Source organism: Bacillus sp. FSL P4-0334 (genome assembly GCF_038004825.1).
Classification (GTDB): Bacteria; Bacillota; Bacilli; order Bacillales; family Bacillaceae; genus Bacillus; species Bacillus velezensis.
Genome location: NZ_JBBORX010000001.1, coordinates 1,137,501 through 1,140,000 on the forward strand (window position 1 = coordinate 1,137,501; position 2,500 = coordinate 1,140,000).

Consider the following 2,500-nt stretch of genomic DNA (forward strand, 5'->3'; position numbering starts at 1 on the left):
CCGCTAGGCTCCACCATTTATAAAAAACATGTTGACTTTAAGAGAAACTTATTATATAATTAAAAAGTTGCTTGAGAAAGTGAACAAAATGATCTTTGAAAACTAAACAAGACAAAACGTACCTGTTAATTCAAAGTTTTAAATAAATCGCACAGCGATGTGCGTAGTCAGTCAAACTACTTTATCGGAGAGTTTGATCCTGGCTCAGGACGAACGCTGGCGGCGTGCCTAATACATGCAAGTCGAGCGGACAGATGGGAGCTTGCTCCCTGATGTTAGCGGCGGACGGGTGAGTAACACGTGGGTAACCTGCCTGTAAGACTGGGATAACTCCGGGAAACCGGGGCTAATACCGGATGGTTGTCTGAACCGCATGGTTCAGACATAAAAGGTGGCTTCGGCTACCACTTACAGATGGACCCGCGGCGCATTAGCTAGTTGGTGAGGTAACGGCTCACCAAGGCGACGATGCGTAGCCGACCTGAGAGGGTGATCGGCCACACTGGGACTGAGACACGGCCCAGACTCCTACGGGAGGCAGCAGTAGGGAATCTTCCGCAATGGACGAAAGTCTGACGGAGCAACGCCGCGTGAGTGATGAAGGTTTTCGGATCGTAAAGCTCTGTTGTTAGGGAAGAACAAGTGCCGTTCAAATAGGGCGGCACCTTGACGGTACCTAACCAGAAAGCCACGGCTAACTACGTGCCAGCAGCCGCGGTAATACGTAGGTGGCAAGCGTTGTCCGGAATTATTGGGCGTAAAGGGCTCGCAGGCGGTTTCTTAAGTCTGATGTGAAAGCCCCCGGCTCAACCGGGGAGGGTCATTGGAAACTGGGGAACTTGAGTGCAGAAGAGGAGAGTGGAATTCCACGTGTAGCGGTGAAATGCGTAGAGATGTGGAGGAACACCAGTGGCGAAGGCGACTCTCTGGTCTGTAACTGACGCTGAGGAGCGAAAGCGTGGGGAGCGAACAGGATTAGATACCCTGGTAGTCCACGCCGTAAACGATGAGTGCTAAGTGTTAGGGGGTTTCCGCCCCTTAGTGCTGCAGCTAACGCATTAAGCACTCCGCCTGGGGAGTACGGTCGCAAGACTGAAACTCAAAGGAATTGACGGGGGCCCGCACAAGCGGTGGAGCATGTGGTTTAATTCGAAGCAACGCGAAGAACCTTACCAGGTCTTGACATCCTCTGACAATCCTAGAGATAGGACGTCCCCTTCGGGGGCAGAGTGACAGGTGGTGCATGGTTGTCGTCAGCTCGTGTCGTGAGATGTTGGGTTAAGTCCCGCAACGAGCGCAACCCTTGATCTTAGTTGCCAGCATTCAGTTGGGCACTCTAAGGTGACTGCCGGTGACAAACCGGAGGAAGGTGGGGATGACGTCAAATCATCATGCCCCTTATGACCTGGGCTACACACGTGCTACAATGGACAGAACAAAGGGCAGCGAAACCGCGAGGTTAAGCCAATCCCACAAATCTGTTCTCAGTTCGGATCGCAGTCTGCAACTCGACTGCGTGAAGCTGGAATCGCTAGTAATCGCGGATCAGCATGCCGCGGTGAATACGTTCCCGGGCCTTGTACACACCGCCCGTCACACCACGAGAGTTTGTAACACCCGAAGTCGGTGAGGTAACCTTTTAGGAGCCAGCCGCCGAAGGTGGGACAGATGATTGGGGTGAAGTCGTAACAAGGTAGCCGTATCGGAAGGTGCGGCTGGATCACCTCCTTTCTAAGGATTTTAACGGAATATAAGACCTTGGGTCTTATAAACAGAACGTTCCCTGTCTTGTTTAGTTTTGAAGGATCATTCGATTCTTCGAGATGTTGTTCTTTGAAAACTAGATAACAGAAGTAATTCACATTCAATTAGTAATGCAAGATATCACGTAGTGATTCTTTTTAACGGTTAAGTTAGAAAGGGCGCACGGTGGATGCCTTGGCACTAGGAGCCGATGAAGGACGGGACGAACACCGATATGCTTCGGGGAGCTGTAAGCAAGCTTTGATCCGGAGATTTCCGAATGGGGAAACCCACCACTCGTAATGGAGTGGTATCCATATCTGAATACATAGGATATGAGAAGGCAGACCCGGGGAACTGAAACATCTAAGTACCCGGAGGAAGAGAAAGCAAATGCGATTCCCTGAGTAGCGGCGAGCGAAACGGGACCAGCCCAAACCAAGAGGCTTGCCTCTTGGGGTTGTAGGACACTCTGTACGGAGTTACAAAGGAACGAGGTAGATGAAGAGGTCTGGAAAGGCCCGCCATAGGAGGTAACAGCCCTGTAGTCAAAACTTCGTTCTCTCCTGAGTGGATCCTGAGTACGGCGGAACACGTGAAATTCCGTCGGAATCCGGGAGGACCATCTCCCAAGGCTAAATACTCCCTAGTGACCGATAGTGAACCAGTACCGTGAGGGAAAGGTGAAAAGCACCCCGGAAGGGGAGTGAAAGAGATCCTGAAACCGTGTGCCTACAAGTAGTCAGAGCCCGTTAAC

1 tRNA gene and 2 rRNA genes (2 of these 3 only partly in view) are annotated in these 2,500 nt (G+C 51.3%); all 3 read left to right on the plus strand.

Annotated elements, in window-relative coordinates:
• Positions 1 to 16, plus strand: a tRNA-Ala gene (locus NSQ37_RS05855); it begins 60 nt to the left of the window's first position.
• A gap of 165 nt (positions 17 to 181) precedes the next feature.
• Positions 182 to 1,731, plus strand: a 16S ribosomal RNA gene (locus NSQ37_RS05860).
• A gap of 175 nt (positions 1,732 to 1,906) precedes the next feature.
• A 23S ribosomal RNA gene (locus tag NSQ37_RS05865) occupies positions 1,907 to 2,500 on the plus strand (it continues 2,336 nt past the right edge of the window).
• The 16S and 23S rRNA genes sit together here with 1 tRNA gene alongside, the layout of an rRNA operon.